Source organism: Gordonia sp. YC-XJ4, from assembly GCF_059511865.1.
The window spans coordinates 3,058,998-3,082,655 of record NZ_CM183447.1; the positions used below are offsets into that span (position 1 = coordinate 3,058,998).

The 23,658-nt window shown below is 64.2% G+C and carries 27 protein-coding genes and 2 pseudogenes; 11 read left to right on the top strand and 18 right to left on the bottom strand.

The annotated features are described in order from the left end of the window. Positions 1-73: 73 nt before the first annotated feature. The 3 genes from AC5ZH6_RS13420 to AC5ZH6_RS13430 are packed head-to-tail and all read left to right on the top strand — an operon-like array spanning position 74 to position 3,895. Entirely contained in the window at positions 74-1,195 is a 1,122-nt protein-coding gene (locus AC5ZH6_RS13420) for a tyrosine-type recombinase/integrase (RefSeq protein ID WP_496167486.1), read from the top strand. After that, positions 1,192-3,450, top strand: a complete 2,259-nt coding sequence (locus AC5ZH6_RS13425; protein WP_496167484.1) for a tyrosine-type recombinase/integrase — start codon at positions 1,192-1,194, stop codon at positions 3,448-3,450. Before AC5ZH6_RS13420 ends, AC5ZH6_RS13425 begins: the two co-directional genes overlap by 4 nt. A 40-nt stretch (positions 3,451-3,490) precedes the next feature. Further along, positions 3,491-3,895: a DUF6262 family protein gene (locus AC5ZH6_RS13430; RefSeq protein ID WP_496169215.1), complete on the top strand. Its 405-nt coding sequence runs from the start codon at positions 3,491-3,493 to the stop codon at positions 3,893-3,895. On the opposite strand, the pseudogene AC5ZH6_RS13435 reads toward AC5ZH6_RS13430, so the two are convergent. The 4 genes and pseudogenes from AC5ZH6_RS13435 to AC5ZH6_RS13450 form a co-directional block, all read right to left on the bottom strand. Further along, positions 3,891-4,157, bottom strand: a pseudogene (locus AC5ZH6_RS13435) (transposase); the annotation flags it as partial. The gene AC5ZH6_RS13430 and the pseudogene AC5ZH6_RS13435 overlap by 5 nt on opposite strands. After that, on the bottom strand, positions 4,109-5,494 hold the full coding sequence (locus AC5ZH6_RS13440) for a hypothetical protein (RefSeq protein WP_288338062.1): 1,386 nt from the start codon (positions 5,492-5,494) through the stop codon (positions 4,109-4,111). The gene AC5ZH6_RS13440 and the pseudogene AC5ZH6_RS13435, both read right to left, overlap by 49 nt. 16 nt (positions 5,495-5,510) lie before the next feature. Then, the gene (locus AC5ZH6_RS13445) at positions 5,511-5,876 is read right to left on the bottom strand and encodes a helix-turn-helix domain-containing protein (RefSeq protein WP_006368700.1); all 366 of its coding nucleotides are present in this window, start codon (positions 5,874-5,876) and stop codon (positions 5,511-5,513) included. Next, positions 5,873-7,024 carry a tyrosine-type recombinase/integrase gene (locus AC5ZH6_RS13450; RefSeq protein WP_006368699.1) on the bottom strand — a complete coding sequence of 384 codons (1,152 nt, stop codon included), beginning with the start codon at positions 7,022-7,024 and terminating at the stop codon, positions 5,873-5,875. Before AC5ZH6_RS13450 ends, AC5ZH6_RS13445 begins: the two co-directional genes overlap by 4 nt. Positions 7,025-7,736: 712 nt before the next feature. On the opposite strand from AC5ZH6_RS13450, the gene AC5ZH6_RS13455 reads away from it, so the two are divergent. The 3 genes from AC5ZH6_RS13455 to AC5ZH6_RS13465 all read left to right on the top strand — a co-directional run bounded on the left by AC5ZH6_RS13455 (position 7,737) and on the right by AC5ZH6_RS13465 (position 10,717). Continuing rightward, positions 7,737-8,852, top strand: a complete 1,116-nt coding sequence (locus AC5ZH6_RS13455; RefSeq protein WP_020171202.1) for a tyrosine-type recombinase/integrase — start codon at positions 7,737-7,739, stop codon at positions 8,850-8,852. A 19-nt stretch (positions 8,853-8,871) separates the two neighbouring features. Beyond that, positions 8,872-9,201, top strand: a complete 330-nt coding sequence (locus AC5ZH6_RS13460) for a helix-turn-helix domain-containing protein (protein WP_035734495.1) — start codon at positions 8,872-8,874, stop codon at positions 9,199-9,201. 82 nt (positions 9,202-9,283) lie between these two features. Continuing rightward, entirely contained in the window at positions 9,284-10,717 is a 1,434-nt protein-coding gene (locus AC5ZH6_RS13465; protein WP_020171200.1) for a site-specific integrase, read from the top strand. 11 nt (positions 10,718-10,728) lie between these two features. Here AC5ZH6_RS13465 and AC5ZH6_RS13470 read toward each other — a convergent pair whose 3' ends face one another. After that, positions 10,729-11,094 (bottom strand): Rv2640c family ArsR-like transcriptional regulator, encoded by a 366-nt coding sequence (locus tag AC5ZH6_RS13470; protein ID WP_014362249.1) that lies wholly within the window; start codon positions 11,092-11,094, stop codon positions 10,729-10,731. Between the two features lie 102 nt (positions 11,095-11,196). On the opposite strand from AC5ZH6_RS13470, the gene AC5ZH6_RS13475 reads away from it, so the two are divergent. Beyond that, positions 11,197-11,691, top strand: coding sequence for an ArsI/CadI family heavy metal resistance metalloenzyme (locus AC5ZH6_RS13475; protein WP_020171233.1), 495 nt, complete (start codon positions 11,197-11,199; stop codon positions 11,689-11,691). An 18-nt stretch (positions 11,692-11,709) separates the two neighbouring features. Here AC5ZH6_RS13475 and AC5ZH6_RS13480 read toward each other — a convergent pair whose 3' ends face one another. The 12 genes and pseudogenes from AC5ZH6_RS13480 to AC5ZH6_RS13535 all read right to left on the bottom strand — a co-directional run bounded on the left by AC5ZH6_RS13480 (position 11,710) and on the right by AC5ZH6_RS13535 (position 18,860). Then, a complete protein-coding gene (locus AC5ZH6_RS13480; protein WP_020171198.1) occupies positions 11,710-12,120 on the bottom strand; it encodes an arsenate-mycothiol transferase ArsC in 411 nt (136 codons plus the stop codon). Beyond that, a complete protein-coding gene (gene arsB / locus AC5ZH6_RS13485) occupies positions 12,113-13,201 on the bottom strand; it encodes an ACR3 family arsenite efflux transporter (protein WP_020171197.1) in 1,089 nt (362 codons plus the stop codon). The genes AC5ZH6_RS13480 and arsB overlap by 8 nt, the downstream gene beginning before the upstream one ends. Next, positions 13,198-13,563 (bottom strand): ArsR/SmtB family transcription factor, encoded by a 366-nt coding sequence (locus tag AC5ZH6_RS13490; protein ID WP_288338061.1) that lies wholly within the window; start codon positions 13,561-13,563, stop codon positions 13,198-13,200. The genes arsB and AC5ZH6_RS13490 overlap by 4 nt, the downstream gene beginning before the upstream one ends. A gap of 219 nt (positions 13,564-13,782) precedes the next feature. After that, a complete protein-coding gene (locus AC5ZH6_RS13495) occupies positions 13,783-14,115 on the bottom strand; it encodes a type II toxin-antitoxin system PemK/MazF family toxin (RefSeq protein WP_079932148.1) in 333 nt (110 codons plus the stop codon). After that, positions 14,112-14,321: an antitoxin MazE-like protein gene (locus AC5ZH6_RS13500; protein ID WP_026920098.1), complete on the bottom strand. Its 210-nt coding sequence runs from the start codon at positions 14,319-14,321 to the stop codon at positions 14,112-14,114. Before AC5ZH6_RS13500 ends, AC5ZH6_RS13495 begins: the two co-directional genes overlap by 4 nt. 300 nt (positions 14,322-14,621) lie before the next feature. Further along, the gene (locus AC5ZH6_RS13505) at positions 14,622-14,819 is read right to left on the bottom strand and encodes a PIN domain-containing protein (protein WP_265076472.1); all 198 of its coding nucleotides are present in this window, start codon (positions 14,817-14,819) and stop codon (positions 14,622-14,624) included. 139 nt (positions 14,820-14,958) lie between these two features. After that, the gene (locus AC5ZH6_RS13510) at positions 14,959-15,138 is read right to left on the bottom strand and encodes a hypothetical protein (RefSeq protein ID WP_014362243.1); all 180 of its coding nucleotides are present in this window, start codon (positions 15,136-15,138) and stop codon (positions 14,959-14,961) included. A 97-nt stretch (positions 15,139-15,235) separates the two neighbouring features. Beyond that, positions 15,236-16,027 carry an ABC transporter permease gene (locus tag AC5ZH6_RS13515; protein WP_006368694.1) on the bottom strand — a complete coding sequence of 264 codons (792 nt, stop codon included), beginning with the start codon at positions 16,025-16,027 and terminating at the stop codon, positions 15,236-15,238. A gap of 46 nt (positions 16,028-16,073) precedes the next feature. Continuing rightward, a complete protein-coding gene (locus AC5ZH6_RS13520; RefSeq protein ID WP_288437826.1) occupies positions 16,074-17,342 on the bottom strand; it encodes an APC family permease in 1,269 nt (422 codons plus the stop codon). 134 nt (positions 17,343-17,476) lie between these two features. Further along, a pseudogene (locus AC5ZH6_RS13525) lies at positions 17,477-17,701 on the bottom strand (HAD hydrolase-like protein); the annotation flags it as partial. A 55-nt stretch (positions 17,702-17,756) separates the two neighbouring features. Beyond that, complete coding sequence (locus AC5ZH6_RS13530; RefSeq protein WP_240523935.1) at positions 17,757-18,158, bottom strand: HAD family hydrolase; 402 nt, start codon at positions 18,156-18,158, stop codon at positions 17,757-17,759. A 117-nt stretch (positions 18,159-18,275) separates the two neighbouring features. Next, positions 18,276-18,860, bottom strand: a complete 585-nt coding sequence (locus tag AC5ZH6_RS13535) for a TetR/AcrR family transcriptional regulator (protein WP_210739670.1) — start codon at positions 18,858-18,860, stop codon at positions 18,276-18,278. Between the two features lie 83 nt (positions 18,861-18,943). Here AC5ZH6_RS13535 and AC5ZH6_RS13540 point away from each other — a divergent pair, with 83 nt between their 5' ends. Beyond that, on the top strand, positions 18,944-19,882 hold the full coding sequence (locus AC5ZH6_RS13540) for an aldo/keto reductase (RefSeq protein ID WP_006368689.1): 939 nt from the start codon (positions 18,944-18,946) through the stop codon (positions 19,880-19,882). A 39-nt stretch (positions 19,883-19,921) separates the two neighbouring features. Here the strand turns inward: AC5ZH6_RS13540 and AC5ZH6_RS13545 are convergent, their stop codons facing one another. After that, the gene (locus AC5ZH6_RS13545; protein WP_006368688.1) at positions 19,922-20,533 is read right to left on the bottom strand and encodes a class I SAM-dependent methyltransferase; all 612 of its coding nucleotides are present in this window, start codon (positions 20,531-20,533) and stop codon (positions 19,922-19,924) included. 114 nt (positions 20,534-20,647) lie between these two features. On the opposite strand from AC5ZH6_RS13545, the gene AC5ZH6_RS13550 reads away from it, so the two are divergent. The 3 genes from AC5ZH6_RS13550 to AC5ZH6_RS13560 all read left to right on the top strand — a co-directional run bounded on the left by AC5ZH6_RS13550 (position 20,648) and on the right by AC5ZH6_RS13560 (position 23,658). Then, complete coding sequence (locus AC5ZH6_RS13550; protein WP_006368687.1) at positions 20,648-21,409, top strand: alpha/beta fold hydrolase; 762 nt, start codon at positions 20,648-20,650, stop codon at positions 21,407-21,409. Between the two features lie 170 nt (positions 21,410-21,579). Beyond that, a complete protein-coding gene (locus AC5ZH6_RS13555) occupies positions 21,580-22,551 on the top strand; it encodes an alpha/beta hydrolase (protein ID WP_006368686.1) in 972 nt (323 codons plus the stop codon). Between the two features lie 9 nt (positions 22,552-22,560). Then, on the top strand, positions 22,561-23,658 hold the full coding sequence (locus AC5ZH6_RS13560) for a helix-turn-helix domain-containing protein (protein WP_231386662.1): 1,098 nt from the start codon (positions 22,561-22,563) through the stop codon (positions 23,656-23,658).

Here is a 23,658-nt window from a genome sequence, read left to right on the forward strand (position 1 = left end):
TAGTCAAGGATGTAAACGACACGCCGGTCGAGATGCCGGGAAGTGTGCCGTAGACAGGTTATCTTTGGTGTCCATGACGAGCCGTAGTCTGCGAGTGCAGTCGGTGGCGATGCCATTCGGCGATTCGGAATCGTGGACGGTTGTCGATCGCGATTCATCGGTGGTGGCACCGATCGAGGGGTTCTTGTCGCATCTGCACGCGATCGAACACTCACCGAACACCGTCAAGGCCTACGCGTATGACCTGCGGGACTGGTTCGAGTTCCTGAACCAGCGCGCACTGGTGTGGTCGCGGGTGCACCTCGAGGATGTGGGCCGTTTCGTTGCGTGGCTGCGACTGCCGCTGGTGGCACGGGCGGCCGGCGTGGCCGCTTTGCCGACCGCGGAGAGCGTGTGCTCGGAAGCGACGGTGAACCGGAAACTGTCCGCGGTGTCGGCGTTCTACGAGTTCCATCAACGTCACGGCGTGGATCTGGGTGATCTCCTGACAACCTGGCAACGGCGCGAAGTGCACGGTGGGTCATGGCGTCCGTTGCTGGCGCACTTGGGATCTCGACTGGAACGTACCAAACGGATCCGGCTGCGGGACGATCGGAGCATTCCCGACACGCTCGACACCGATCAGGTCTCGGTGATCGTGGCCGCGTGCGATCGGCTGCGGGACCGGTTCCTGCTCGTCCTGCTCGCCGAGTCCGGGCTTCGGGTGGGTGAGGCATTGGGGTTGCGGCACAGTGACATCGACGCTGCATCTCGGCTGGTGTCGGTGGTGCCGCGTGTGAACGTGAATCGGGCGCGGGCCAAGAGCGGACGATCCCGGCAGGTACCGGTACCAGCCCGAGTGATCCGCCTCTATGCCGACTACCTGCACGGCGAGTACGGCGACCTGGACAGCGACTACGTGTTCGTCAACCTGTGGTCCGGTCGGATCGGGTATCCGCTGACCTATCCCAGTGTCTACGACTTGGTCTGCCGGATCCGGTCTCGGACCGGAATCCGATTCGGTCCGCACACCTTTCGTCATTCCTATGCGACGGAGTTGTTGCGTCGCGGGGTGCCGGTGGAGGTGGTACAGCATCTGCTCGGACATGCCTCGATCGCCACCACCAGCGACGCCTACGCACACCTGAAAGTCGAGGATGCGCGGCGAGCGTTGGTGGCAGTGGGCTGGCTTCCGGAAAAGCAGGAACAACAATGAGTGCCGAGGCGGCGGCGAGGACCCTCGTTCCCGCAGCGGCGCGACAGTTGACGTCCGTGGTACGCCCGGAGTTCCGCGTCGATGTGTTGGTGCCGGCAGTCGGTGATCCGATTCTCGGCACGCCCGCGTGCATGGTCCGGGGATGCGTGCACTCGAGCCGTTACGGCGGGCTGTGCCTGGCGCATCGTCATCGGTGGACGCGTGCCGGCCATCCGGACCGACAGACCTGGGCAGCCACCGCGGATCCCGAGGTGACAGGCCATCGACCGCTGCAGTCGTGTTCGATCACCGAATGCGGGTTCGGTCAGCATCGGTATCAGCTGTGCTACAAGCATTCCCGAGACTGGGACAAGGCAGGACGACCACCGGTGGCGCAGTGGCATCCGCACGTGGACGGCGAACAGACTACGATCTGCGCGATCCCGGAATGCCGCTTGTGGGCCGAGTTGGGACAAGGCTGGTGTCGTTCCCACCATGTCCGCTGGCGCCAACGGGGCCGCCCACCTGTCGACGAGTTCATCAGCTACTGCGCCCACTACGGCGAGGACCGATTCGATCTGCGAGCGATGCCACCGCACCTGCGGCTCGAGATCCAGTACACGCTGCAATGCCGGGTCGATACGCACCGGACCCGCACCACACCACGCTCGATCAAACCACTGTTGGACCATCTGGCCACCTCCGGTGTCGAATCGCTGCTCGAGCGTTCACTGACCGAGTGGCTCGCCGGGCTACCGGCCTCCGCCGCGACCAACTCGCCTCGAGCATTTCTCGGCTTCGCGATCGAGCGACTGCACGACCTGCGCGACGACACCGGATGGGACGGTGAATACCGGCGAGATGTGTGGCTGCTACGGCGGCTCGGCATCGCCGCCGGGGACGATGCTCGATGCGATTTCACCCCTGTGCACCCACCATGGCTCCGTGAGCTGGCCAAACGCTGGTGCCGCTGGCGGATATCGTGTGGGCTCGGGGTGGGTCAGCTGCGCAAGGACCGGATCGCGCTGGTGCGACTGTCACAGCTGACACCCGGGTTGACCACGGCGCCCGGCCCGGCGCATCTCGATCGGGCAGCGTTGGAGGGATACCTGGCCCGACTCGCTGTCGAGGTTCCCCACCCGAAGACCCGCAGTAGCGACATCAGTTCCGTCGCCGGGTTTCTGCGTGCTGTCCGTCAGCACCGTTGGGCGTCGTTGTCGGCCGACGCCGAGTTGTATCCCAGTGACCATCCTCGCCGCGACGAGACATCCCGGCCACGGTTCATTCCCGAGTTCGTCATGAACCAGATCGAAAGCACCGACAACCTCGACCGGATCGCCGACCCTCGGATCCGGCTCCTGGTGGAGATCCTCATCCGCACCGGCCTGCGTGTAGGCGATGCGACCCGGTTGCCTCTGGACTGTCTGATTCGAGACCGACAGAGCGCGGTCTATCTGCGCTACCGCAACCACAAGATGCGACGCGACGCGATCGTGCCCATCGACGACGAGCTCACCGCCATGATCGAGGCGCAACAGGCACGCACCCGGCAGCGGTTCCCGACCACCGCGGTGTTGCTGCCGCGCACGACATCCAACCCCGACGGCCGGTTGCCGATGCCCACCGCCACCTTCGTCCGCCAGCTCGGACTCTGGCTTGAAAGTAGAAATATCACAGACGAACTCGGAAGTCCGGTGTATGTCACCGCACACCAGTTCCGGCATACCTACGCGACTCGACTGATCAACAACGAGGTGCCTCAGGAAGTGGTCCGGCGTCTGCTCGATCACACCAGCCATACGATGACCGCGGTCTACGCACGCCTGGCGGACACCACCATCCGTGAGCAGTGGGAACGCGCCCAGAAGATCAACATCCGCGGCGAACCCGTCGACACCACCATCGACGGCCCACTCGCCGATGCCGAGTGGATGAAACAGAACCTGTCCCGAGCCACCATGGTCCTTCCGAACGGCTATTGCGGTCTGCCACTACAGAAATCGTGCCCGCATGCCAACGCGTGCCTGACCTGCCCACTGTTCGTCACCACCGCCGAGTTCCTACCGCACCATCACAAACAACTCGACGACACCCGAACGCTGATCGCCCGCGCCGACGCGGACGGCCACACCCGTCTCGCCGAGATGAACCGCACCGTCGAAACCAACCTGCTCACCATCATCACCACCCTCGAAGGTGACAGTCACTGCCGCTGCGGTGAGGACCCCGCGACCGATACATCCTGCTGCCGAGAGGGATCATCCGATGCCGACTGACAACAGTCACCACCTCGTCGCAGCCGCCCAGCGACGCCGAATGGACACTCTTGCCCGTGCCCGACGAACCCTGCATGAGCTCAAGGAGACCGGGAAAAGGTTCACTGTCACCGACATTGCCGCCCGCGCCGGAGTCTCCCGGGCCTGGCTCTACAACCAGGCCGAGTTCCGCGATGACATCCGTCGCCTCACCACCTCGCCGGCGGTCCCGGCCGCCACCGTCGGTATCGAGCGGGGGTCGGATGCCTCACTGCGGCAGCGTCTCGCTCTCGCGCACGTTCGCATCCGCGAACTCGATACCGAAAATCGTGAATTGCGCGACCAAGTCGCCCGGCTCCACGGCCAACTCCGCACTCATCGCCTCGAAGCAGGCAGTGTCATAGACACTGTTCATGACACGAACTCCCTGTTCAACCATTCAAACGACCGAACAGACCTGAGATAACGTTGGCTCTGCGTAATTCGGCGTTCTCCCGCCGAAGTTCACGCAATTCCGCGTCATGGGCGGCCACCGTCGTCCCCGATCCGGAGACGATCGGAGTGTCCTTCTCGATCCAGTTGCGTAGCGTCGCCGGATTGATGTCGAGCAACTCCCCGACATGACGACGCGCTCCTGACTTGGACTCGCCGGGCTCGGCAAGCCGATCCCGATACATCCTCACCGCCCGCTCACGGGTCTCCTGGTCGAACTTCCGTGGTGCTCCCATATCCGTATTCTCCTGGTGAGATCACGGTCTCCACCAGACCCAGGACGGTTCAATCCGAGAGCCTTGAGCCGCAGTCGCAGGTGGCTCTCGTTGAGATGATTGCCGGGCTGATAGCCGGGGAACACCCAGGGCGATTCGGTGTGTGCTGCGGTTTGCCTGTTGGTGGTTGCTGCGGCGACTTCGGCGACGAGCTGCTCGAGCGGTGACTCCAAGGTGATCGGGTGCGTTCCGAGGGTGATGGTGCACGGCTCCTCACGCCAAATCTGATCCCATCGCAGTGACGCTACTTTGTGGGTGGGTTGCCCGAACACGACGACCAGTGCAGCGGCAAGTCGATCCCGCGGAGTGAGCTCCTCGTTGGAGAATAGGCGAGTGAGTTGTTCGACTTGCTCGGCGTTGGTCTTGGCCGGGGCGGTACCACGCTGATGCGGCGTTATCCTCAACGGCGGCAACTGGTATGTGGCGATTGCCCAGGGGAGAAATCGAGTGAGGAGTCGGTTGGTTTCGGTACCGGATGCGATGAATGTGTCGACCTGGGATTGGTCGACGTCGCCGATGGGGATCTCGAGAATATCGAGGAAGTTGAGGAAATCGATTGCCACGGTGACGCCTTGCTTGGCCGCGAGAAATGTTCCGTTGGTGCAGGTGTCGTCGAATCGCCGCGACAGGTGCCACCGTATGTAGCTGCGCATCACGAGCTGATTGTCGGGACTGGTCAGTGTTGCGAGCTTGTCGTCGGCCCAGACGCTGAATCGGGTTCGGTAGTCGAGGCGGGCGCCGGCGATTCCGTGCTCATCGAGCAGCGCGCGGATATGTGTGGCTGATCGGTTTACCGGCAGCGAGGCCAGCAGGTGCTGATCGATAGCGTCGGCGGCGGCTATCTGGCGGAGCACGGTGCGCACTGTTGGGCTGCGCAGCCAGGTGACACCGCTGTTCGGGCGTGGCATCTGCTTGATCGCCTGGGCCAGGCCGATCAGGTGTGGGTTGATGGTGCCTGTCTGCGGATGGGTGAGCAGCTCGTCTACCTGGTGGGCCAGTTCGCATCGCCAGCAGTGCCCGCGCCGGTAGAGTTCGGCCTCGGCACCGCATTCGGCACAGTCGACGTTGAGTCGGATCCCGCTACAGCCACGGCACAGATATCGGCCGGTCGGTGTACGGCCCGGAACGATACCCACATGACCGCACTCAACACATTGTCCGACAACACGTTTGGCTTGGTTGTAGCAGTAGCAGCAGATCGGGGTGTCTTGCCACCACGCCGCGGTCAGGTAGGCCTGTCCGCACCGTTCGCACGGTTCGTAGCGATCAGGTTCAGGTGCGGGCTTGGGTCGTGCCATCGACCATCACCGTGCGCTACGCATGGTCTGGACCCTCGTCGGACTCCACCACACGGACCCGACGAACCCCGGGAGCCCGCTTCGGCCTGGCGTCCCCAGCGGGCACGATGTCGGGGGCCGATGCGGTGGCTCGTCCCTGCATGACGACCACGGGCTCGAACAACTCGGCGGGGGAGCAGTCGAGGATGTCGCAGAGCGCGGCGAGCACCCGGCTGTTGATGCGTTCCGGTTTGCCCGTCATCAACCGGTAGGCCTGGGGTTGGGACAACGTGACCCCGCGGCTGCGCAGCAGGGTGACCAATTCTGTTGACTTCCAGAGGTTACGCTCGGCCATGAGTTTTCGGAGGTTCCAATGGAAATCGACGCGCTTCTGAACGTTCATGCGTGGCTGCTTTCGCCGTAGGGGATGTCTGCGGAAGCCAGGCGCTCCCGGATCATGCGCTGCAGGGTTTTCTGCCGGTAGTCCGAACTGACTTGGGTGTAGAGCGCAGTGGTCGATGAATGCTCGTGGCCCACTTGCTGTTGCACGAACAACGGGTCGTAGCCATCTTCGATCAGGTGAGTGACGTAGGAGCGGCGAAATCCGTGCAGCGACAATCCATCTGATAGTCCGGCACGTCGGCGATAGTTGGTGAACCGTGTGGCGTAAGAGTTCAGGGTCAGTTGCTGACCGCGTTCTGACGGCCACAACCAGGGCGAGTCGTCCGCCTGGCGCATCAGTTGCCGACAGCCCTGGGGACCTGCCCAGGCCTCGAGGACGTCGGAGGCCCAGTCCATCAGCGGTACCGTCAACACGGTGCGACGCTTGTGTGCCGATCCTCGTGACCCTTTGCCAAACCGAACATAGACGGCGCCATACGCTTTATATTGTGGCACATGTGGATTCGGGCCAAAGTCGTGGATCTGTAGACGCAAGACCTCCTGACGGCGCAGGCCGTAGGCGTAGGCGACCTTGGCGATACAGGAATCCCGCAGAGTGGTCAGCCATGCCTTGCTGTTCTGCGCGTACAGTCGTTCGACCTCGTCGTCGAAGAAATCGAACAGAGTCTGGACTTCACTGCGGGAGAACGCTCTTCGCTGCGGTTCTGCCTCGTTGTCAGAGACATGAACCGGCAAGTTGTAGGCAAAGCAGATCTGCGACGGGTACTCGCCAAAGACCTCCGCGCACAGATCGGGCCACCGATACGCCGGCTCGCAGAGGAAGCTGCAGAATCCTCGGATCACCATCAGGTAGGCGCGGACTGTCGACTTGGCGGCCGTTCCGCCGTTGCGTGCGTGCAGGGTGGTGACGTAGTCGTCGACGTCCTGCGGCATCCACCGCCAGGGGTAATCGCCGGCGACATCCTGAAAATCGCTCAGCACACGTAGGTACCCATGGATCGTAGAGGCATTCAACGTTCGGGCCATCAACGCGGATTTCCACCCCTCGAGCATCTCCGTCCACACTTGCTCGTCAGGGCGGAGCAACTCCGCGCCGGACGAGATCAGGCGCAACGGAGCACTGCCTGGCAGTGGATGCTCACCGCTCATAACCGCGTATCCTACGCTTGCATTCATCTAATGAATAGACGTGCGCGGATACCCCCGTCGGGCCACGGCATTTCCAAGGCACGTCTCGGTCCCGGCGGACGACCACACTCGGATCCAACGGCAGGAACCGCCAGATGACCTGTTCAACAGGTAAATACACCGCAGTGAGAAACGTCACTGTGACGAATATCGAACCTAGTAGACGCGCTGAAGTGCGGGAACCGGACGGACACCCAATCGCCGCGTACGGGTGCATCGGCGCGTAGATCCCATTCATTAGATGAATGATCTCAACATGTCTGCACGTCATCGTTACGGCAGCCCGGCCATAAGGCGCCTCCGGCCAGTTCGGCGAGGACAATGATTGCTGGTCAGCGGGTTTTAGCACTCGTCTCGAGTATTCATCTGTTTTCGAACTCGATAGGTAAGTTCGCCGATAAGACACATTATGTCAACTAAAAGCTGTAGTATTGCAACAGATGCAGGTGGACACGCTGCCTCTGCTCCGGCGGTTTGATTATCGGCGCGAGCCGACAACCTGCACTGACGCGGTCCCCGGCGCGTGAGATGTCCGTGAGATCGAGTTGCGAGAATGAAATGTGCGGGTGCGAGGGCCTCCTGAGTGCGTTTGTGTGACTTGGTGATTGACTTCGATCCTGCGTTTGATGCAAGATATGAGCATCTGATGCAGCCGTGTGGGAGGTGATGTCAGGTGGCCGTTGATGAAGCCGGACGGTTGGTTCTGGTTCCCGGTGTGCGCTATCTGAACAGCCAGGATGTGGTGTTCGCCGAGATGCTCGAGGGTTGGCGCAATCAGCAGTTGTCGCGGAACCTGTCGTTCGGCACGATCGAAAAACGCGTGAAGCTGATCAGCCGGTTCGCTGACTATGCGAACGAGTATCCGTGGCAGTGGACGCCGGCGATGGTCGACGAGTTCTTCGGGGATCTGCGGGGTGTGCGCCACCTCCGCCAGACCTCCGTGCGCAACTATCAGGCATCGCTGCGCCTGTTCTGCGACTACGTGTCGTCCTCGGACTACGGGTGGACCGAGCTGTGCCTCGAGCAGTTTGGTTCGCATCCGGTGCAGGTGTGTCACGACTGGAACTCCGCGCGGCACGTCCAGGAAGCTGAGTCGAATCCGACGAAGCGTGCGTTCAGTCGCTCGGAGCTGCAACGCTTTTTCGATCACGCCGATAGTGAGGTGGATCGGATCGCAGCGAGCGGTCGCAAAGGCTGGCGGGCGGCCTACCGCGATGCGACCTGGTTCAAGGTCGCCTTCGGCTGGGGGCTTCGGGGTAACGAAGTTCGGCACCTGCAGACAAGGGACTTCTACCGGAATCCGAAAGCACCCGAGTTCGGTAAGTACGGTGTTGTGCATGTCCGCTACGGAAAGCCCCATCGGGGTTCTCCCCCGAAGCCGCGATCGGTGTTGACGGTGTTCGACTGGTGTCCAGAGGTGGTCGACGACTGGATCTCGGCCGCACAGCTGGGCGGTGAGGACAGTCCACCGGATCTATTCACCAGCGAACGCGGCACGCTGGTGACGATCAATTGTGTATGGCAACGCTTTTCCCGGTATTGCGACGAGCTCGGTTTGGCGCCAGGCTTGGATATGCACTCATTTCGGCGGTCGTACACGACGCACCTGATCGAAGCGGGCGTCGATCCGAAGTTCGTGCAGGATCAGCTGGGTCACGAATTCGCCTCGACCACAGGGATCTACGACTGCACCACGACCCACTTTCGTCAGAGCACGCTGCGCGAGGCTCTGGACTCGACACTGCGCGACGCGATGAACACCGGCATCGACGACGACACCCGGCGATAACCTCGAGGAGGGCGATTAGGTGGCTGCACGGACGGTGGAATATCGCTGGCGACTCGCGGAACTGATGGCGGCGGCCGGGATGCACAACAGCACCGACCTGGTGCCGCTGCTGCGCGAACGCGGCATCGACTTGTCCGCGTCACAGGTCTACCGGCTGGTGGCCGGTCAGCCCGAACGGGTCTCGTTGCAAGTGATGGCCGCGATCTGCGATGTGTTCGCCTGTACACCAGCCGATCTCGTGACCGTCACCGCAGCCGATGCCCGACGCCGCAAGACCGCATCCGACAATGTTGTCGACCTCAGCCGCAGCGCCCGCCCGAAACGAGCCCGGGTGATCCGTGATGACTGAGGACGCCGCGCCACCGCGGCGACCGCGGGGACGTCCCAAACGGACCACCGGCGACTACACCTGCGATCGATGCGGGCGGATCATGGGCAAACCACGGGTGCACTGGCCGGGCGAGCGGCTGTGCAACAGCTGCTTCTATACCGGGATGCGCACCTACGGGCAGTGCCCGCGCTGTGGTCACGACGGTGTGCTTCCCGCCCGGGCCCGCCACGACGATCCACGGCCATGCTGTCTGGAATGCGGCGGCGTCGACCCGGACGCCTACCGGTGCCGGACCTGCGCCCACGAGGGAGAGATCTACCGCGACGGACAGTGCGCCCGCTGCGCGCTGCGGGACAATCTCGACCACCTCACTCCCAGACCTCGCCGAGCCGACATCAAGCGCGTGCGGTCGGAGATGATCGAGGCCCTGTGCCAGGCGCAACGACCCGAAAGCGTGATGACCTGGATGCGCAATGCCGACGCCCGCAATGTGCTGACCGGCCTGATGACCGGGACGATCGCGTGCACGCACGAATCGTTCGACGAACTCCCTCAGAGCAAGGTCACCGAACACATCCGGTCGATCCTCGAACAGCACGGTCTGCTGCCCCGCCGCGACCACTACCTCGCCCTGTTCGAAGAGTGGTTGGCCACAAAGGAGGCGGCAGCCGACACCCCGGAGACCTGGGCGATGGCTCACCGGTTCGCGACCTGGCATCACCTGCGCCGCATCCGCGCCCAGTCAGTTCCCGGTGATTCCAGCGAGGGAGCCGTCCGCTCGGCGAAGCAGGAGATCACCGAGGTGATCAAGTTCCTCAACTGGCTGCACCACACCCACGCCCGCACAGCCCAGACCGCCACCCAACTCGACGTCGATCAGTATCTCCAGTCCGGACCGACCACCCGACATCTGATCCGGACGTTCTTCGTATGGTGCCGCGCGAACCACATCAACACCAGCGTCCAGATCGCACACCGGTACGCCAAGACGACACCCACGTTGACCGATGAGCAACGGCTGCAATGGATTCAGACACTGATGCGCGGCAATGTCACCAGCCTGCATCAACGGGTCGCCGGCCTGCTGATGCTGCTCTACGCCCAACCACTGACTCGCACCGTCGCACTCGAAATCGGCGATCTGCAGCTGACACCCACCGAGCTGCGTATCAGCCTGGGCACCGAACCGACTCCCGTCCCGGCACCGTTCGCCGTCCTGATCTACGAACTTCTCGAACACCGCCCGAACCTGCAGACCACCGGCAGCGACACCATGTATCTGTTCCCCGGGTACCGACCGGGCCGCCACCTGCACTCACAAACCGTGATGAAAGAACTTCGTCGCCTCGGGATCAACCTGCACGGTGCACGCAACAGCGCCCTGGACAACCTCGTCAAACTGGCACCACCACCCGTCGTCGCCGACATGCTCGGCTACAGCTATCAGGTGACCGAACGCCACGCCGCGCTGGCAGCCACCACCTACTCCCGCTACGCCCAGTCACTGACCGCGACGATCGCGACCGTGAACTGACCTCAGGGTGCTCAGCAGCAGCCGGTGCTCGCCCCCAGAACAGCGCACAACGCCTGCAACGATTCCGGCCGCGCCCGGTAATACACGTTCATCCCCCGCCGTTGCCCCACCACCATCCCAGCCTTGCGTAGCTGCCCCAGATGATGACTGGTCGTGGCCTCCGTCAGCCCGACCGCCGTCGCGAGATCACAGGTACACACCCCCTCACCCGCCTCATCGGTCAACAACATCGACACCAACTTGATGCGCACCGGGTCAGCAAGTGCCTTGAGTCGCAACGCAATTTCGAGCGCGTCACCATCATTGAGCGGACCCGACGACACCGGGGCACAGCAAATCGGTGCACTGATATCCACCATCGGCAATGTCTTCGGCATCCCCCCAGCCTACCCAGAGACCTTGACATATGTCGAAAAGGTGGCATCCTGGCCCCACGTCAAGTAGTTCGATATATGTCTTACAGGTGAAGGTGGTTGGTCATGTCCCGCATTCAACTCGCGCTCAACGTCGATGACCTCGATGCCGCGATCGTGTTCTACTCGAAGCTGTTCAACACCGCCCCGGCCAAACGCAAGCCGGGATATGCGAACTTCGCGGTCGTCGAGCCGCCCGTGAAGCTGGTGCTGATCGAGAGCCCGGGCCAGGGAGGCACCATCAATCATCTCGGCGTCGAGGTCGAATCCAGCGACAAGGTCCATGCCGAGATCGCCCGGCTCTCCGAGGCGGGCCTGTTCACTCAGGAGGAGATCAACACCACCTGTTGCTTCGCCACCCAGGACAAGGTGTGGGTCAGCGGCCCGGCGAACGAACAGTGGGAGGTCTACACCGTCCTCGCCGACTCCGAGACCTTCGGGTCGAGTCCGAAACTGTTGGAACGCAACACTATCGATGCTGATTCTGATGCTGATGCTGGCGCCGTCTGTTGTGCTGGCAGCGCGACCGGCGACCCCGAATCGAGCGCCGCCTGCTGCTGACCGGCACCGCTCGGTTCGCTACCGGTCCAGGCGGTCCACGAGATCGCGGATCCGGTCGGCGATGTCGTCACGGATCAGGCGCATCCGGTCGATCCCGTCGATACCCCGTCTCGACGGTTCGTCGGTGGCCCACACCTCGAGCTCAACCCCCGGCGGTGCGGTGACCTCGGCGTCACCGACCACGACCACCAGGTCCGCGGCGTGCATCAGCTCGTCGGTGAGTTGACGGGGTTCGTGGTCGTCGACGACGGCACCGACCTCCGCGAGGGCCTGCGCGGACAGCTCGTTGACCCGCCCACCGAGCGCCGCGGTGGTGCCGGCCGATGAGGCAACGATCCGGTCGGTGAGGGTGGGCGTGAGGTACTCGGCCATCACTGATTTGCCGCGGTTGCTCACGCACACGAACAACACGGTGGTGGGATCAGGCATCGAGCATCGGCCCTCTCGACGCGCTTGGGGCGGTGGGAAATCGGCGACGCAACGCCAAGGACACATAGACCAGGGCGACGAGGACAGGCACCTCGATCAACGGGCCGATCACCCCGGCCAGCGCCTGGCCCGAAGTTGCACCGTAGGTGGCGATCGCGACGGCGATGGCCAGTTCGAAGTTGTTGCCGGCCGCAGTGAACGCCAACGTCGTCGTCCGCTCGTAGCCAAGCCCGAGGCCGGCACCGAGGACAAATCCACCGCCCCACATCACCGCGAAGTAGACCAACAGCGGCACCGCGATCCGCACGACATCCCATGGCCGCGAGGTGATCTGCCCGCCCTGCAGGGCGAAGAGGATGACAATGGTGAACAGCAGGCCGTACAGCGCCCACGGACCCAGTCGCGGCAACAACGCCGTTTCGTACCAGTCACGCCCCCGGACCCGTTCACACACCCGACGGGTCAGATAGCCCGCAACCAGGGGAAGACCCAGGAAGATCAGCACCGATTTCGCGATCTGCCACGCCGAGGTGGTGATGGTCGTTTGCTCCAGACCGAGCCAGCCGGGCAGCACCGACAGATAGAACCACCCGAGCACGGCGAACATGAGCACCTGGAACACCGAGTTCAACGCCACCAGAACCGCGGCCGCTTCCCGATCCCCGCACGCAAGGTCGTTCCAAATGATGACCATCGCGATGCACCGGGCCAGACCGACGATGATCAGGCCCATCCGGTACTCCGGCAGATCCGGTAGCAGCAACCACGCCAGCGCGAACATTAATGCCGGTCCCACAACCCAGTTCAACACCAGAGACCCGATCAGCAGCCGCCGGTCACCGGTGACCGAGTCGAGTTTGTCGTAGCGCACCTTCGCCAGCACCGGATACATCATCACCAACAAGCCGACCGCGATCGGTAGCGAGATACCGTCGACTTCCACCTTCGCCAGCTCCTCCCCCAAACCCGACACGCCACGCCCGAGTAGCAGCCCGGCCACCATTGCGGCACCGATCCACACCGGCAGGAACCGATCCAGCAGCGACAGCTTCCCCGCGACCGCCGAACCCTGCCTGCTCATTCGGGGTCCTTGCACGAACTAGGCTGGCCGACCACCGCTGCCAGCCCCGCCACAAGCTCCGACAATTGATCGAGCACAACACTGTTCACCCGGTAATAGACCCACGTGCCCCGACGTTCACTGGTCACCAGACCGGCCTCCCGCAACACCTTCAAATGATGCGAGATCGTCGACTGCGACAACCGGATCGGCCCCGAAATATCACACACGCACGCCTCACCACCCGGCCGCGACGCCACCTCCGACAACAACCGCAACCGCACCGGATCCGCCAGCGCCTTCAACGCCGACGCGAACCGCGCAGCCCGCTTCGCACTCAAACCACGGCCGCCGCCCGCAACCAGCACCTCTTGATTCGACATACATCAATATTGACACACATCGAATCAGCAGCCAATCAAACCCCCACCATCAATCGCCACCACACGACTGCAGACCTCGAAACCCCCTGCTGGGGAATATGATCAGTTCGATATTGACGGTATCCAGTAGACGACTAGATGCTGCGCTGCCCCGCAACACTATCTAAAAGCCTACCGTCGATCGGTGCCTGTCGTCGGCGTCGACTCCCACGGCTCGAATCATCGCGCTAGTCCCAGAAACGCCATCAACGAGCGCTCGACTTCAACGAGTTGGTCGGATGTCAGACGACCGACACGCGTCTGAACATTCGACCGTCGTACCGCGGTTAGCTTGTCAACCATCACGTCACTGTCCCGCTCGAGGCCCGAGATCGAATCGCGATCACCCGGGATACGAATCCGCAACAGGGGCGCATCGATGAGCTGGCTCGTGATCGGAGCAACTACCACCGACAGAGTTGAATCGAACAGGTCATCCTGCACGATGACGGCCGGCCGCGGCTTGGATGCATACACACCACCCGCAACGGTCCAGATTTCGCCGCGAATCACGCCTCGTCGTCCCAAGGCGCGGCGACAGCCTCGACGAAATCCTGCTCATCCCCATCGGCGTCTGCCTCTGCCACGAGAACCGATTGCCTGTGGGCTTGCGCGGCAAACTCTGGCGTTCGTACGTCAGGAACCCAGACCTGCAACGGGCGCATTCCGCGCTCACGCATCCGACGTCGGTACTCACCGACCCTGTCCCTCACTGCCATGTCCAGATGTTACATGTAACGCTCCGGCCTGGCCAGGGTGAGCAGCCCCAGCTGGTTATACAGGAATCGAATATGCAGGCTTGCCAGAAGGCCATCGCGGATGGCCCTTCGTTGCAGCGCTATTCGCGCGTGACGCGTCATCGTGGACACTGCACCTCACACCGCAGGCCCGGGCGCCCTACCGATGCGACGGTCCAGCGTGACGAGCGGTGCACCTGCCAATTCAGCGACCGCGACGTAACTGGCTTCGTATCCAGACAAGTTGCTGCGGAGTTCCCACACCCGCGAACCGAGAAGCGCTTACGGCCACTGCTCGATCGACAAGTCGAGCAGATCACCATGAGCCTGCACCGCCTGATCGGCACTGACGACTCCGGCCATTTCTTGTCTGCGAATGATGTTACTTACTTCAAACATCACCAGTTGCGGTGCGAGCAAGCGAGTGCCGGACAGTTGCCCAACCGCCCAGCGACCGTCCGGACCGTCGTCGAGCAACAAGCCACGAATGCAATGGATTCAGCACCGGCCGCCTCGTGAAGTTGCTCTACGGATTTCGCAGGCTCGGACGACATTTCCGCGCGAGACCCGTACAGGCGCGCCTCGGACACCTGAATCCCGTCTACGATCGCGGCCCGAGTCAGTCGTTATCGGTGGCGGGATCGTTGTCCGTTGCGGGACCATCCTCGGTTGCCCCGCCTTCGCCCGACCAGTCACCAGACGATTCGCCTTCGGCTGGATCGGACTGTACGTCGGATTTCGCACCCTCTGGTCCGGTGCCGACATCTTCGGTGTGTGGATCGGTCTTCTTCTCGGTCATGTTTGCTTCTGTACCCGAAGCGGCTGTGATCCACACCTGCACGGATCATTCGCTCCACCTCCAGATCGTCGCCCTCGGAGACATCACGCCCGTCCGATCAGAGGATGCCGCGAGCGACGAGTTCGGTGGTGACGACAACTGCGACGGCGCTTACGGCAAGCAGCGAGATCAGCACGAACAACTGCATGATCGCCGCGGTGGTGACCGACGCGCCGCCCAGGACCATGCCGACGAACGCGCCCGGAATGGTGACCAGCCCGACCGAGCGTGTCTGGTCGATGCCGGGGATCAGCGCGGTCGCCGCGGCGCTGCGGCTGATCTCCATCCTCGCCTCGCGCGGCACGAAACCCAATGACAGGGCGGCATCGACTTCGCCTCGCCGGGTGGTGAGTTCGTCGTGAGCGCGACGGCCGGCCAACGACGTGGTGTTCATGGCACCACCGAACATGATTCCGGCGGTAGGGATGATCGCCAGACCGGTGGCCGGGAGCACCCCGAGCGCGACGATGCCGGCCACCACGACGATCGTGGGCACCGCAACCGGCAGCAAACACCACAGCGTGTTTCCGACGCCGGCCCGGATCGGCGTACGACGACCGACGATCCGGCCGGCCGATGTTGCCGCGGCCACCGTCGCCATGACTGCCACGAACAGCGTCGAGGCCCACAGCGTGCCGATCACAACGGCGAGGACAGCGGCGAGGGCGGCCAGCTGTCCGGCTGCCCGAATGGCCGCGATCACCACCTGCCGCGTGTGTCCGGTTGCGCCGAGGTAGTTGACCAGTGCTGCGGCAACCACCAGCACAACCACCACAACCCCGAGCGCCGGTCCGATCCGCACCACCGCATTGCCGATATCGTTCACACCTTCATCATTGCCCTGCCGCATCGGCGGGCTGCGGTGGGCACGGGGGCGCCGCCGGATCGACTCAGACTCAAGCTCGACGCCGGGCGCTGACGAGGTAGACGATCGTGCCGCCCATCAGGACGGCCGCACCGGACACCACCGACGCAACAGGCAAACACACCGCCAGCACAAGCGCACCAGTTGCGCCCACCATGGGGATCACCCGCGGCGGACGCCCCTCTTGCGGCGAGAGTGTCCATGCCGCGGCATTCGCGATCAGGTAGTAGACCAGAACACCGAACGACGAAAAGCCAATCGCGTCACGCACATCCGCGAATCCCGCAACGACGGCAACCACGACGGCCACGGCCACCTCGGCACGATGCGGGACACCGAATCGGTCATGAATTGCGGCCAAAGCACTCGGCAGGTGACGGTCACGTGCCATGGCCAACACGGTGCGCGAGACGCCCAGGAGAAGCGCAGCAAGCGAACCGAGCGCTGCGATCGCAGCTCCGAACCGCACCACCGAAACCAGCCAGTCCGCGCCGACCGAACGAACGGCGTCGACAAGCGGAGCCGTCGCCGACGCCAGCCCCGCTGGGCCGAGAGCCGCGAGTGCGGCCACTGCCACCGCCGCATAGACGATCAAACTGATACCGAGGGCGATCGGAATGGCCAGGGGGATAACGCGTGCCGGGTCTCGAACCTCCTCCCCCAAGGTGGCGATGCGGGCGTACCCTGCGAACGCGAAAAACAACAGCCCGGCAGCTTGCAGTACCCCTCCGACGGAGACATCTCCGCCAAGGGCAAGGCGGGCCGGGTCTGCCGACGACGACGCTGCGACGCTGACCACCGCCGCGGCCAGCACGGCGAGTACCACCGCGACGATGACCCTGGTGAGAAGAGCTGATTTCTGTATACCGCGGTAATTGACTGCGGTGATCGCGACCACGGCGGCGACGGCCACGCCGTGCATATGGCTGGGCCAGAGATAGCTGCCGACGGTCAACGCGATCGCCGCGCACGATGCGGTCTTACCAACGACGAAGGACCAGCCGGCCAGGTAACCCCAGAAGGGTCCGAGACGGTGCCTGCCGTAGACGTACGTACCGCCCGCCGACGGATACCGAGCGGCGAGGCGGGCCGACGACGTCGCGTTGCAGTACGCCACGATTGCCGCGATCGCCAGACCGATCAGCAGCCCCGAGCCCGCAGCCGCCGCGGCGGGCCCCATCACGACGAACACTCCCGCGCCGATCATCGATCCCAAGCCGATCATCACCGCGTCGAACAGACCGAGACGCCGGCGCAGCCGGGGACCCGAGTCCTCGAAATGCGGGTTCTCCGAAGTCATACCGGCTCCTCGAGTTCGTCAGGATCACAGAATCGTCTACAGGGCGAACGAGCCCTTGTCGCAATGGTGAACTCCAGATGAAGAGCCAATCGCCACCGATACGGCAATCTCTGTAGCAGCTAACTTCGTAGCAGCTAACCCCTCAGCGCCGTCGCGAGCTCGTCCAGCCCGTCGAAGTATCCATCGAACCTGTCGGTGTGAGACGGCGCATCTCCGACGGGGCGGTGAACATACGCGGCTCGCATGCCGGCCGCCTGGGCCGCGCGGAGATCCCACGCGTGGGCAGCGACCATCAACATGTGGTTCGGGGGTGTGCCCGCGGTCTCGATCGCCAGGCGATACACCTCGGGCGACGGCTTGTACGTACGTACCTCTTCTGCGGAAAGTGCTCGATGCCAACGGAGTTCGGCATGGTCACCTAGTTCTCAGCGTCGCGACGCTGGAATTCGACAGTGCGAACACAGTGACGTGCTGCGCCAGTCGGTCGACTCCGGCCGGAGCATCTGCCCACGGACGAAGACGTCGAGTCGCGGCGGCGAGGTGGTCACGTCGTGCGGGATCAGTGATGTCGGCGCGATCCATCACCAGACCGGCCGCCTCGGCATCGAGTTGGTCACTGTTGGCGTAGTCGCGGAGCCCGCGGAGAATTCGTTGCTGCTGTTGCTCTATATGTCCCTGCCACACGGCCAGCAACTCGGCAACATCCTGCTCGTCGCCCGCAGCCTCGGCGATCGCGGTTGTCAATCCCCCGGGCTCGTCGACAAGAGTGCCGAGCACATCGATGACGACAGTCGTGATCACTCCGAGTTCAGACATCGCTGAGCAGCCTACCGTCCCCCACTGGGCGTGTCGGAGACGAATCCAGGCGCGGTAACTGCCGGCCTCCCGGTGGATGACGACGCAGCGATTCGCCGGCACATCACGCGTCGTACGTCAGCCCCGCCGCCGCAGCGCGTCGACGTAGAGGTCGAGCACGCGTCGCCGCTGCGCGTCGTCACGGCTGCGGGTCAGGCCGAGGAACACCCCGAGTAGCGCGACGACGGCGTCATCGGCGCGCACGTCGGTCCGCAGGGTCCCATCTTCCGCGCCCGCAGCAAGTATGCGTTCGAGCGTCTCGCCGATACGTTCGCGCGTATCCCCCGCCACCACCGCACCTGACGCGATCGCTTGCGTAAAGGCTTCGGCCATACCGTGTTTGGTGGCAACGAAGGTGGCGTAACGATCCAGCCAATGCCGCAACGTCTCGTCGGCGGAGTGCTTCTCCAACAGGCCGTCCGCGTAGTGGACGACGTCGTCGAGTTCGGACCGGTAGACCGCCTCGACGAGTGCTTGTCGTGTCGCGAAGTTGCGATACAGCGTGCCCACCCCGACCCCGGCTCGACGGGCCAGTGCATCAAAGGTGATGTCACCTTCACCGGCGGTGAACGCATCACGAGCCGTCTCGATCAACTTGGCCCGGTTGCGCACGGCATCAGCCCGCGGCTTTGCCGCAGTTCCGCGTGAACGATCGACGATCAAGTGGAGGGTCCTCCGGTTGTGTACACTTCAGGTAAGCGGAGGTTCCTCCACTTGCCTCGAGTATTCCACACCAAGGAGCCAACATGAGCGAGCTCGCATCCACCCCCGGCGGTTCGGCGACGCTGGCCGGCCACCGGGTCGCCCGCATCGGTTACGGCGCAATGCAACTCGATCGCCATCGACAAGACCCCGAGGTTGCGATCAGAGTTCTCCGCCATGCCATCGATCACGGCGTCGACCACATAGACACCGCGCAGTTTTACGGAGACGGTTTCGTGAATTCCGTGATCGCCCGAGCCATCGACGCCGACAGCGACGTCGTCATCGCCTCGAAGGTCGGCGCAGCCACCAATCCCGGCGGTGCTCATCCCATGCGACCTGCGCAGCGTCCGGCCGAGTTGCGCGCCGCAGTCGAGGACAACCTGCGTGCACTCGGGCGCGAACGCCTCCCCTTGGTCAATCTCCGACGACTGGAGATCGGCCCGGGGCTCGCCGCGACCGGCGAGCAGATCGTCGACGTCGACGATCAGATGGCCGAGATGGTCGCGATGCGCGACGAGGGCAAGATCGGTGAGATCGGTATCAGTGCAGTACGCATCGAAACGGTGCGTCACCTCCTGCCAGCCGGAATCGCCTGTGTCCAAAACCCTTACAGCGTCCTCGATCGGCGTTTCGAGAGTCTCCTCGACCTGTGCCTCGAGCACGAGATGGCGTGGGTTCCCTACTTTCCACTCGGTTCCGCATTCCCCGGCATCCCGAAGGTGGGCGAGAATCCCGTCGTCATCGACATCGCCCGAGATCTCGATGTCACCCCCGCCCAGGTCGGCCTGGCGTGGCTACTGGCCCACTCGCCGAACACCCTGCTGATCCCCGGAACATCCGACATCAGACACCTCGACGCCAACCTCGCTGTCAGTGACATCACCTTGAGTCCAGAATCCATCACCACTCTCGACGGGCTGGGCGCCGCAACCACGACGGCCCCCATCGACGCGCCGCAATGGCCGGCCCAGGCACACTGAGCAACGAACGTTCGGCAGTTCCTGGTCCCACGTCCCCGGCTACCCGGCGCTCGGCTTCTGCCAGATCAGTGCATAGCGGAACATCGCCAGTCTCCGAAAACGCGCTCCCGGCAACTGTTCTCGCGCACATCGACGCACCTCGGAATAGGAGTGCGGTGGGGGCCACACGATGGGTGCGGAGTGCTCCCAATAGCCGCGACGCCGCGACAGCCACCGATGTTGGAGTATGCCGACCAGGTGGAGTGCATAGTCGGTGGGCCGTGAGGAGTGAGCCAGACCGACGACAGCGACGACACCACCGGGCGCGGTGAGGTCCGCCAGCCGCTGCAGACCCGCTCGGAGATCGGGTAGATGGTGCACCGTTGCGACCGACGCGACGACATCGAAGGTCCGCCCGAACGGGTGGGTCATCACGTCGCCGCACATCCACTCGACCCCCTCGGCTTCGCCTCGTGCCCGATTCAGCACTGCGGCATCGGCGTCGATCGCCGACACGTCGTCGAGGCGAGCGGACAGGTCGACGGCCAGGAGCCCGTCACCGGTTCCCACGTCGAGTGCTGATCGGGCATCCGCGGGAATCGCACCCAGGATCACCTGGTGATAGTGGATGTTGTGATTCCACCTTCGGCGGGCCGGATCGGTACGCGACACATCTCGACGGTAGCAATCGCCACGTCCGCAATCGCCACATCGGCGACGATGAATTGCGCGGCCCGGCCGAGTCAGTACCGGCATCACATCCACAACAACGTCCGGAGGACCACGATGCCGTTGGCACTGTATTACGAGAAGCACGGCAACCGCGGTGGGCCACGGCCACCGCTCGTCCTCATCCACGGTGGCGCGGGCTCGATAGCGACCAACTGGGAGTACGTGACCCCCGCACTGGCCGCCGATCGGCTCGTCATCGGCGTCGAGCTCCAGGGTCATGGCCACACCCCGCATGCCGATCGCCCCTACACGTTCGAGAATTCCGCCGACGACATCGCCGCACTCCTCGGTGACCTCGACATCCCGCGCGTCGACATCCTGGGATTCAGCAATGGTGGGCCGACCGTGTTGCGCTTCGCCCAGCGACACCCGGCACTGACAGGACGATGTGTGGTCGCGTCGGGATTCGTGCGACGCGACGGAATGATCCCCGGATTCTGGGACAACTTCGACGCCCCCGCAATCGACTCCATGCCTGCCGCGCTCGCCGACGCGTATCGGGCGATCAATCCCGATCCCGACGATCTCCGACGGATGTTCGACCTCGACGTCGCGGTGATGCGCGAGTTCCGGGACTGGACCGACGCGGAGCTGTCGGCACTCGAGGCACCGGTTCTGTTCGTCAGTGGCGACCACGACGTCGCCCTTCCCGAGCACACCCTGTGGATGGCCTCGGCTGTGGCCCGCGGCCGGGCGCTGATACTGCCCGCGGCGCACGGCGACTTCCTCGGATCGGTGGAGACCGGAGAACCCGACGCGGTGCTCACCCGCGCGTGTGTCGACCTGATCCGCCGTTTCCTCGACGAAGACGACTGACCCGCCCGCAGCCCACGACAGTCCCCTCCCCACAGTCGGGTTACACACCGGGACCCTCGGAGCCGCCGCGTCGGATGGGCGACTCCGAATTCCCGACACGTGTCGGGTGACGCACACCACAACGCGGACGAGACTGGCGTCACCGATTGACCGCAAGGAAAGGTGACGTCATGGCCGACCTCAAGAATCTGGACCCAGAACTCGCAGCAGCGGTGACCATGCTCCCCCAGCTGGGCTTCGACGATCTCGAGGGCGCCCGAACGGGCTTCAACGCCCTGGTGCAAACCATGCTGGACGGTCTCGACCGAACCGGCGTCGAGATGAAGCTCCTGTCCGCACCCGGCCTCGACGGCGACCCGGAGGTGCCGATCCGGTTCTTCACTCCGGCCGGCGCCGCCCGAGCCCTGCCGACACTGGTGTGGATTCATGGTGGCGGTTTCGCTGTGGGCACCGCCGAGTCCAGCGATCCACTGTGCGTGGCGATCGCTCGCGAGTTGGGCATCGCCGTCGCCAATGTCGAGTACCGCCTCGCCCCGGAGACGCCCTTCCCCGGGCCCGTCAACGACTGCTACGCCGCGCTCGCCCATGTGCACGCCCACGCCGCGGAACTGGGCGTCGACCCGTCGCTGATCGCGGTCGGCGGGCAGAGCGCCGGCGGCGGACTGGCGGCGGGTACCGTTCTGATGGCCCGCGACCGGGGCGAGGTACCGGTGGTGTTTCAGCTGCTCGACATCCCCGAACTCGACGATCGGTTGGCCACGACCTCGATGACCGAGTTCACCGACACCCCGATGTGGCATCGCCCGAACGCGATTCTGTCGTGGCAGTACTACCTCGGTCCCGACTACTCGGGCCCGTCCGATGCGTCGGTGTCGAGCTACGCCGCTCCGTCACGCGCCACCGACCTGTCGGGCCTGCCGCGCACCTACGTCTCCACGATGGAACTCGATCCTCTTCGAGACGAGGGCATCGCCTACGCCGTCGCGCTGCTGCACGCCGGGGTCAGCGTCGAATTGCATTCGTTCCCCGGGACATTCCACGGCTCGTCGCTCATCGACGCCGCCGAGGTCAGCCGCCGTCAGACCGCGGAGCTGATGGGCGCGCTGGCACGAGCCTTGCGGGTGAGTTCACCGGTCTCGTAGCGTGGTTGTGTGCAAGGTCTGATGTACCGCCTCGCCGAGCTCGACGCCGACTCGGCGGGGATGGTACGGATCATCGACTACTTCGACGCACTCCTGCGTCACGGCGCCGACGTCACCGAACTCCTGCGCGCCAGTGCGGTGCTCGCCGATTGCGTCGTCGGTATCAGGGCCAATGGACTCGTCACCCGGCGATGCACACCGCGGGGCGAATGGCGGCGTCCGTTGGAGGCGTCGGCGGCAACAACCTCCCGCGACATCGTGCTCGACGACCACTGCATCGGGACGGTGTGGATCGAACGTCCGGGTACCGCCCTACCGCTCGATGAGATGCTCGTCGACCGCTTGGCGCTGACGGCAGCGGCGATCATCCGGCCACACCGCGCGCAGTCCGACCTCGAGCAGTCCGCCGCTTTGCTGAACGCCGACGGGGCCGCCACCGCGCTCGATGCCTGCAGTGCGCTCGACGTCGACCCGACCCTTCGTGCGCGCGTCGTGAGCCTGGCCGATCCGACCGATCAGTCCGACCACGTCGCGCACGTGGCCCAGCGACTCGCCCGGCAACTCTCACCCGGGCGGCTGACCGCCGTCGCCACCGATCGCGATCATCTCGTGGTCGTCACCGACCTCGACGAGACCGTGGCGGCTCTGTCGGCCGACCCCGCGGCGCGGACCGTCGCATGCGGGGCATCGCTGGAATCCGACGCCGCCACCCTCCATCGCTGGGTCGGCACTGCCCGGCTGGCGCAAAAGCACTGCGGCACAACGAATATGGTGTTCTGCGCCGACGAAATCGGCGCCCTGAACCTGTTGCTGACCGTCGCTCCGGAATCGCTGTCGGCCATTCCGGACGTCGCGCGGTGCGACTACGTGCGCCAGAGCAAGAACGGCGCGGACCTGTTGGACACGCTGCGTGTCTACCTCCAGGTCGGCACGCTCAGAGACACCGCAGAGCAGATGCACATGCACCACAGCAGCATCGCGACACGCCTGAAATCACTGTCCGCCGCCGTGCACTTCGACGTCACCGCAATCGAGAACCGTGCTCGGGCAACGGCGATGCTGCTCGTGGACGACCTACGCCGCGACGCCGAGCCGCCGACCCCCTGA